General features: G+C 66.7%; 8 protein-coding genes, 1 tRNA gene and 1 pseudogene. 9 read left to right on the top strand and 1 reads right to left on the bottom strand.

What is annotated here, in order from left to right:
* Positions 1-463: 463 nt before the first annotated feature.
* The 9 genes and pseudogenes from VFK57_00880 to alr all read left to right on the top strand — a co-directional run bounded on the left by VFK57_00880 (position 464) and on the right by alr (position 7,198).
* A tRNA-Gln gene (locus VFK57_00880) sits at positions 464-539 on the top strand.
* A gap of 58 nt (positions 540-597) precedes the next feature.
* Positions 598-1,545, top strand: a complete 948-nt coding sequence (locus VFK57_00875; GenBank protein ID HET7694232.1) for a ribose-phosphate pyrophosphokinase — start codon at positions 598-600, stop codon at positions 1,543-1,545.
* 151 nt (positions 1,546-1,696) lie between these two features.
* Complete coding sequence (locus VFK57_00870) at positions 1,697-2,386, top strand: 50S ribosomal protein L25 (protein ID HET7694231.1); 690 nt, start codon at positions 1,697-1,699, stop codon at positions 2,384-2,386.
* Between the two features lie 83 nt (positions 2,387-2,469).
* Complete coding sequence (gene pth, locus VFK57_00865; protein ID HET7694230.1) at positions 2,470-3,072, top strand: aminoacyl-tRNA hydrolase; 603 nt, start codon at positions 2,470-2,472, stop codon at positions 3,070-3,072.
* Positions 3,073-3,194: 122 nt separating this feature from the next.
* On the top strand, positions 3,195-3,656 hold the full coding sequence (gene rpsF, locus VFK57_00860) for a 30S ribosomal protein S6 (protein ID HET7694229.1): 462 nt from the start codon (positions 3,195-3,197) through the stop codon (positions 3,654-3,656).
* An 83-nt stretch (positions 3,657-3,739) separates the two neighbouring features.
* Positions 3,740-3,952 (top strand): annotated as a pseudogene (gene rpsR, locus VFK57_00855) (30S ribosomal protein S18).
* 123 nt (positions 3,953-4,075) lie between these two features.
* The gene (rplI, locus tag VFK57_00850; GenBank protein ID HET7694228.1) at positions 4,076-4,525 is read left to right on the top strand and encodes a 50S ribosomal protein L9; all 450 of its coding nucleotides are present in this window, start codon (positions 4,076-4,078) and stop codon (positions 4,523-4,525) included.
* Between the two features lie 110 nt (positions 4,526-4,635).
* Positions 4,636-5,997, top strand: coding sequence for a replicative DNA helicase (gene dnaB, locus VFK57_00845; GenBank protein HET7694227.1), 1,362 nt, complete (start codon positions 4,636-4,638; stop codon positions 5,995-5,997).
* A 16-nt stretch (positions 5,998-6,013) separates the two neighbouring features.
* The gene (gene alr / locus VFK57_00840) at positions 6,014-7,198 is read left to right on the top strand and encodes an alanine racemase (GenBank protein ID HET7694226.1); all 1,185 of its coding nucleotides are present in this window, start codon (positions 6,014-6,016) and stop codon (positions 7,196-7,198) included.
* Positions 7,199-7,211: 13 nt separating this feature from the next.
* Here the strand turns inward: alr and VFK57_00835 are convergent, their stop codons facing one another.
* Positions 7,212-8,303, bottom strand: a complete 1,092-nt coding sequence (locus tag VFK57_00835) for an FG-GAP-like repeat-containing protein (protein HET7694225.1) — start codon at positions 8,301-8,303, stop codon at positions 7,212-7,214.
* Positions 8,304-8,420: the final 117 nt, after the last annotated feature.

Below are 8,420 nucleotides of genomic sequence, written 5' to 3'. Positions count from 1 at the left end.
GCGATGTCGGGCAGCGGCTCGGCCGTATTCGGCTTGTTCCGGACGCGGCCCGCCGCCGCTGCCGCGCTGCATCCCCTTTCGCGCGCAGGGGCGGCAGCATTCCTCGCCCGCACGGTGTCGCGCGCCGAGCACGAACAAAAGGCCCGTCCGGTCACCCGTCGCGTTTGACCACAGCCGCATGCACCGGCTACACTTAACCCTTTGTAACCGTGCTCTGTGACGTGGTCTAGGACCGATCGAGAGTGAAGCGCCGCAGCCGGCGTAAGCTCTGGGTGGAGCGAGGGGGTCGGGGGAAAGCGCCCTGAGGGTCCCGATGGTCTCCGCAGGGCCGATATGCGGTGACGCCGCGAGCGGAGCGGCGCAGGGCACCGAGTCCCTGCAAGTGGAGCGAGCGAGGGGGTCCGGGGGAAGCGCCCCGAGGGTCCCGATAGTCTTCGAGGGGCGATATTCCCCCGGAGAATAATGGGGCGTGGCCAAGCTGGTAAGGCGCGGGACTTTGGATCCCGTATTCGAAGGTTCGAATCCTTCCGCCCCAACCATCCGCTTTCGTGAGCGGCGGCCGCGGCGAGGGCGGTGGGGGCGGGGCCCCGTCAGACTATGAGTCGCGGACAGCTGAAGCTGTTTTCCGGCAGCGCGCATCCGGCACTGACCGCCGAAATCGCCGAGTTCCTCGGCGTGCCCATCGGCCATGCGCGGCTGCAGAGATTTCCCGACACGGAGTGCTCGTTTCAGATCGACGAGAACATCCGTGGCACCGACGTGTTCGTGGTGCAGCCGACCTGCGCGGACGTCGATCGAAGCATCATGGAGCTCTGCGTGATGATCGACGCGTTCCGCCGATCGTCGGCGTCGCGCATCACCGCGGTGATTCCGTATTACGGATACGCGCGGCAGGACCGCAAGGACAAGCCGCGGGTGCCGATCTCGGCGAAGCTGATGGCCAACCTGATCACCGCCGCCGGGGCGAATCGGGTGCTGACCATGGATCTGCACAAGGCGCAGATTCAGGGGTTCTTTGACATCCCGGTGGATCACCTGTTCGCCGCGCCGGTGATCATCCAGTACCTCGGCACGCTCGACAGTCCGAACCTGACCATCGTGTCGCCGGACGCCGGCGGCGCCGAGCGCGCCCGGGCCTACGCCAAGCGGCTCGACGCGGAACTGGCGATCATCGACAAGCGGCGCAGCGAGGACGGCACGGCGGAGGTGATGAACGTGATCGGCGACGTCGCCGGGCGCACGTGCATCATCCAGGACGACATCATCGACACGGCGGGGACGATCGTAAAGGCCGCCAACGCGCTCAAGGCCAACGGGGCCGAGCGCGTCTTCGCCTGCGCGGTGCACGGCGTGCTGTCGGGTCCGGCGATCGAGCGGCTCGAAGCCGCGCCGATCGATCAGGTGATCATCACCAACACCATCCCGCTGTCGACCGAGCGGGCGAAGTGCTGCCGCAAGATCAGGCAGCTCTCGGTCGCGCGTCTGCTCGGGCAGGCCATTCGGAGCATTCACGAAGAGACGTCGGTGTCGTCGCTGTTCGTCTGACCGGTTGCCGGTTACCGGTTTCCGGTCGCCGGTAACTGACGCCGAAACACGGGAAACTGAAAACAGGTAACCGGAAACCGGAAACCGGAAACCGGAAACCGGCAACTGGCAACTGGCAACTGGCAACTGGAACTGGAAACTGGTAACTGACATGGAAGCCACACTGCAAGCAGAGAAGAGAGACGGCCGCGGCAAGAACGAAGCGCGCCGTCTGCGCGCCTCGGGCAAGATCCCCGCGATCGTCTACGGCACGGAGAAGAACACCGCGACCGAGATCGCGGTCGATCCCAAGGTGCTGCTCCGCATCCTGCACTCGGAATCCGGCGTCAACACGCTGATCGGCCTCGAGGGCGCGGGCCTGTCCGCCGCGCGCAAGGTGCTCGTCAAGGAGTACCAGCTCGACCCGATCGATCACCGGCTGCTGCATGCCGACTTCTACGCCGTGGCGATGGACAAGATGCTCACCGTCACCGTGCCGGTGGTGCTCAAGGGAGAGCCGCGCGGCGTCAAGCAGCAGGGGGGCATCGTCGACTTCGTCAACCGCGAGATCGAAGTCGAGTGTCTCCCGGCCGACATTCCCGAGCACATCGACATCGACATCAGCGAGCTGATGCTGCACCAGGGCATTCGCGTCCGCGACCTTCAGCAGGACGGCAAGTGGAAGCCGGTCAGCGATCCCGACACGATGATCGTCCACGTCGTCACCGTGAAGGTCGAGGAAGCCCCGGCGGCCGAAGCGGCTGTCGTGGCGGCGGTGCCTGGCGCGGCGGCGGCCGAGCCCGAGGTCATCAAGAAGGGCAAGAAGGAAGAGGACGAGGGCGAGAAGAAAGACAAGAAGTAATTGGCGACTGCCGATTGCAGATTGCCGATCGACGGATTGGCGATTGACGGGTTGGCGATTGACGGATTGGCGATTGGTGACTGGTGAAGCTGATCGCTGGGCTGGGCAATCCGGGGCGCGAATACGCGAGGACGCGGCATAACGTCGGCTTCGACGCGGTGGACCTGCTGGCCGACCGCCACGGGGCCCCGTGGGCGGCGGCGCCGCGCGGCATCGAGGCGATGGTGGCCCCATGGAGGATGGGCGGCGCCATTTTCGCGAAGCCGCTGACCTTCATGAATCTGAGCGGCGGCGCGATCGTCCCGCTGCTGCAGTTCTACAAGATCGATCCCGCCGATCTGCTCGTCATCGTCGACGAGGTGCAGCTCGAGACGGGGCGGTTGCGGATAAGGCCGTCCGGTTCGGCGGGCGGCCACAACGGGCTGAAGTCGATCATCGGATCGCTCGGCTCCGAGGCGTTCCCCAGGCTGCGGATCGGCGTGGGGCGCGGCGATCAGCGGCGCGACCTCGCCGACCACGTGCTCGCGAGGTTCGATGCCGATGAACGCGCCACGATCGCGGAGGCGATCGAACGGGCGGCCGACGCCGCAGAAATCTTCGTCTCGGACGGCCCGGCCGAGGCGATGAACCGGTTCAACCGGAAACCGGACACCGGAAGCGGGCCACAGGAAGCGGAAGACAACTAAACACTGTCTCCTTGGAACCAGGCAGATTGGAAATCGGGTAATCGGAAATGTGGAGATCTGAAGATTTCCAAATTTCCAAATTTCCAGATTTGAAGGTTCCCGCTCAGTCCAGAAGGAGAGTCATGAGTCAGAACCGACAGTACGAGCTCGTCTACATCGTGTCGCCCGACGCGAGCGAGCAGGCGATCGCCGATCTGCACACGCAGGTCGAGCAGATCGTGCAGCGATTCAACGGCACCCTCGACAAGACGGAGAACTGGGGCCGCCGCAAGCTGGCCTACGAGATCGGCCACGCCCGCGAGGGCACCTATGTCATCGAGACGATCACCGGCTCCGGCGAGCTGATGAAAGAGCTCGATCGCCGGCTGCGCGTCACCGACACGATCATCCGCCACCTCACCGTGCGCATCGATCAGGATCTGCGGGTCGCCGAGCGGCTGCGCAGCGAGCGCAAGGAGACGCAGGCGCGCCGGCGCACCGCCCGCGGGCTGCCGCCCGAGCCGCTGCCCAGCGAACGGCGCGGCGATCGTGACGACGACGACACCGGGGACATTGCGCTGGAAGGCATGGAGGGGACGCGATGAGCGGAGAGCGCGGAGGCGGCCGCGGCCGCGGCGGCAAGAAGGACGACAAGGACAAGGCGAAGGGCGAGCGCCCGCGCGGCGGGTTCTTCCGGCGTCGCCGGGTCTGCAAGTTCTGCGCGGACAAGATCGATTACATCAACTACAAGGACGTCCGCCTGCTGGCGCCGTTCATCCCCGAGCGCGGCAAGATCCAGCCGCGGCGGATCTCGGGGACCTGCGCCAAGCACCAGCGCGCGCTGCAGACCGCGATTTCCCGGGCGCGCCAGCTCGCGCTCATTCCGTACGTGACTGACTAAGGCCGACGGCTCACGCTCCGGCACAAAGGTCACGAAGATCACAACGATCACAAAGACACTTTGTGGTCTTCGTGATCTTCGTGGCCTTTGTGCCGGAGCGTCAAACCGTTACAGGAACTGCATATGGAAGTGATACTGAGAGAGCACGTCGACAACCTCGGGCGCCGCGGCGACGTCGTCAAGGTCACGCCGGGCTACGCGCGCAACTACCTGCTGCCGCGCAAGCTGGCGCTGGCCGTGACCGAGAACAACAAGCGGCAGATCGAGCGCGAGAAGAAGCTCGCCGAGGCGCGCGACGCGGAGGAGCGCGCCGCCGCCGACGCGATTGCCGCGCGCGTCGCGGCGCTGGACATCGAGATCGCCCGCCGGGTGGGGGAGAACGACACCCTCTACGGTTCGGTGACCTCGGCCGACATCGCGCAGGCGCTCCAGGCGAAGGGATTCGACATCGACAAGCGCAAGATCGCGCTGCCGGAGCCGCTCAAGGCGCTCGGCGAGACCAGCGTGCCGGTGAAGGTCCATCGCGACGTCACCGCGCAGGTGAAGGTGCGCGTCGTCGCCGACACGAAGTAGGTCGGAAGACCGCAAAATCGGGTGACCGGGACATCGGGGGATCGGCTGATCGATCGCCCGATGACCCGATCACCCGATCGTCCGATTTGCTATAGTCCTCTCTCCCGCCCATGCCCGAGATCGCCGCCGCCGCAGCTCCCGATCGCACGCTTCCGCACAATCTCGAGGCGGAGAAATCGGTCCTCGGCGCGATCCTGATTCACAACGAGGCCTTCAACCACGCCGCCGAGCTGATCGATGCGCGCGATTTCTTCCGCGATGCGCACCGCCGCATCTTCGACAAGATGGTGGCGCTCAGCGAGCGCAACGACCCGATCGATCTGATTACCCTCAAGGAAGAGCTCACCCGATCGGGTGAGATCGAGGACGTCGGCGGCCCGGCCTACATCGCGTCGCTCGCCGACGGCGTTCCGCGCACCGCCAACGTCGAGCACTACGCCCGCATCGTCAAGGAGAAGTCGACGCTGCGGAGCCTGATCCACTCGGCGAACCGCATTCTCGCCGACGCCTACCAGGCCGAAGACGATGCCGACCTGATTCTCGACGGCGCCGAGAAGGCGATCTTCGAGATCGCCGAGGATCGGATCCGCGAGGGCTTCACGCCGCTGCGCGACCTGGTGCAGAGCAGCTTCGCGACGATCGAGAAGCTGCAGCAGCACAAGGGGCTGGTGACCGGCGTGCCGACCGGTTTCGTCGATCTCGACGAGATGACGTCCGGGCTGCAGCCGTCGGATCTGGTGCTGGTGGCGGCGCGGCCGTCGATGGGCAAGACCAGCTTCGTGCTGAACATCGCCCAGCACGTCGGCATCAACACCGACATGACGGTGGGCTTCTTCAGCCTCGAGATGTCGAAAGAGCAGCTGTTCATGCGCATGCTGACCGGCGAGGCGCGGATCGACGCCCACCGGTTCCGCAGCGGCTACCTGAACGAGAAGGACTACGGCCGTCTCTCGCACGCGCTCGGCACGCTGGCCGAGGCGCGCGTGTTCATCGACGACACCGCCTCGATCGGCGTGCTCGAGATGCGCGCGAAAGCGCGGCGGCTGCAGTCCGAGCACGGCCTGCACCTGCTCATCATCGACTACATCCAGTTGATGCAGGGGCGCGGCCGGTTCGAGAGCCGCCAGCAGGAGATCGCCTCGATCTCGCGGTCGCTGAAGGGCCTGGCCAAGGAGCTGAAGATTCCGATCGTCGCGCTCTCGCAGCTGTCGCGCGCCTCGGAGACGCGCTCCGATCACCGCCCGCAGCTGTCCGACCTCCGCGAATCGGGCGCCCTCGAGCAGGACGCCGACGTCGTCATGTTCATCTACCGCGAAGAGCAGTATCGCAACGCCGACGGCACGCCCAACCAGGAGGCCGAGGGGATCGCCGAAATCATCATCGGCAAGCAGCGCAACGGCCCGATCGGGACCGCCAAGCTGGCCTTCATCAAGGAACACACGCGGTTCGAGAACCTGGCCCAGGGGGTCTGACGCGCTGTCGACGGGCATGATTCGACCCACAGTCGCCCGCGTCGATCTCGCGGCCATCGAGCACAATCTCCGCTCCATCTCCTCCTTTCTCTCGGCCGGCCGGTCGGATCCGGCGGCGCGCCTCACCACCCCCTCGCCGCGCGTCATCGCCGTCGTCAAGGCGAATGCCTACGGGCATGGCGCGCCCGACGTCGGCCTCGCGCTCGAGCGCGCCGGCGCCGCGATGCTCGCCTGCGCCGACATCGAGGAAGGGATCGTGCTGCGCCGCGCCGGCGTCCGCATCCCGATCCTCGTGTTCGGCGCGCTCGGCATCAGCGATCTCGACGGCGTCTTCGAGTTCGGCCTCACCCCGACCATCTCGACGCCAGCCGCTGCTGAGAACCTTGCCGCCGCCGCCGCGCGCCGCAGTCAACGCGCGTTTCCCGAAAAAGGGGACAGTCCCCGTTTTCAGCTGCGCTGCCATCTCAAGATCGACACCGGCATGAACCGGCTGGGGTTCCGCCACGACAACCTGGCGCGGACGCTGCCGGCGATCGCGCGCAGCGGACACCTGGCAATCGACGCGGTGTACACGCACTTTGCCACCGCCGACGACCCCGAGCATCCCGCGTTCAACGAACAGCGCGAGCGGTTCGAGAGGACGCTGACGGCGCTGCCCGCGCTCGGCATCACGCCGAAGTTCCGCCACGCCGCGAACAGCGCCGCCCTCCTGCGCGACGAGCGGGTCTGGTACGACTTCGTCCGCCCCGGCCTCCTGCTCTATGGCATCGTCCCGCCGCCGCTCGCCGCCACGCTACCGCTGCGACCTGCCCTGTCACTCCACAGCCGTATCGTGCACGTGAAGGGAACCCGCCCCGGCGAGGGCACCGGGTACGGTTTGCAGGCAACCGCAGACGCGCCGCGCACGATCGCGATCGTCCCGGCCGGGTATGCCGACGGCCTGGATCGCCGGATGGCCGGGCGCGCTTTCATGCTGGTACGCGGACAACGCGTACCGGTCGTGGGATCGGTGTGCATGGACATGACGACCGTCGACGTCACCGGCCTGGACGTGCAGACCGGTGACGAAGTGGTGATCGTCGGCGAGCAGGACGGGAGCGAAATCGGCATGCGCGAAATCGCAGCGGCGATCGGCACCATTCCGTACGAGCTGCTCTGCCGTGTCGGTACGCGGATCGAACGCCGCTACGATCCGGCGTGAGTTGCCGCTGTGTTCAGAACCGCCACGTTCCCGCGATGTACACCGCCGTGCGGGCGCGGTTCACCAGCAGGTACCAGAAGCCGTCCGACGGGTTGAAGAACCCGAAATCGGCGCGGCCGTCCCCATCGAAATCGCCCCGGGCCAACGTTCCCGCGGCGGGGACGCGCCAGTCGATGTAGGCGACGCTTTGCGAGCTGGACCAGACGTACCAGTACCCGTCGATCGGGCGTTCGAACGCCGTGTCGGCTGCGCCGTCGCCGTCGTAGTCCGCCGCCGCCGGCCGATCGGACGCCGAGCCGCCCCAGTATCGATACGTGGGGATTCGCGATCGGCTGGGAAGGATGTACCAGTAGGCGTCGGCCGGGCGGAAGAACGCCACGTCGGCCTGCCCGTCGCCGTCGAAGTCGGCAGCGGCCGGCACGTCGCCGAATCCGCCCCATGCTTCGTAGCGCGGCACGCGCGTCGCGGTCGGCAGGATGTACCAGAAGCCGTCGGACGGCCGGAAGAAGGCGACGTCACACCGCCGGTCGCCGTCGTAGTCCGCCGGCGTGAGTACTGCACCGGCGCCGGCGGGCCAGAACTCGTATCGTGGGCCAGCGCGGCTGCCGAGAATGTACCAGTAGCCGTCCGCTTCGCGGAAGAACGCGAGATCCGCGCGGCCGTCACCGTCGTAATCGGCGGGGACGGCACGGTCGCCGGCGGCTCCGCCCCAGATCGCCGTGGTGACCTCACCAGTACGGCTGTTGCGCAGGAACCATTCGCCCGACGCGGCGCGGAAGAACCCGAGGTCGGTGCGTCCGTCGCCGTCGAAGTCCGCCGTAATCGGCTCGTCATCGCCCGCGCCGCCCTGGGTCACGGTGATGTCGACGCGGTTGTTGCGCCCGACGACGGTGAAGATGCCGGTGCGGGCGGCATCGGCGTTCGGCGCGACGTCGAACACGATGTACCCGTCGAAGCTGCCGTTGATGCCGCTCGTGATGGTGATCCACGGGACGTTCTCTTCCGTCAGCCACCCGCCCGAGAACGGCGGTTCGACCAGCACGCGGATCGTCAATCCGGTTGCGCCAGCGGCGCTGACGTCGAACGACGTGGGATTCGGCGCCACGTATGAGACCGGAAACGGTGGTTGCGCCGACAGCGGCGCAGACGCCAGCAGCAGAAGTACGCAGGGAAGTCCAAGGAGTCGAGGACGTGTGATCATGAGGGACCTCACATTGCGAGA

This window comes from Vicinamibacterales bacterium (assembly GCA_035699745.1).
Lineage (GTDB): Bacteria > Acidobacteriota > Vicinamibacteria > Vicinamibacterales > 2-12-FULL-66-21 > JAICSD01.
The sequence above is the reverse complement of the archived record's forward strand: the minus strand, read 5'-3'. Positions and strand labels throughout refer to the sequence as shown.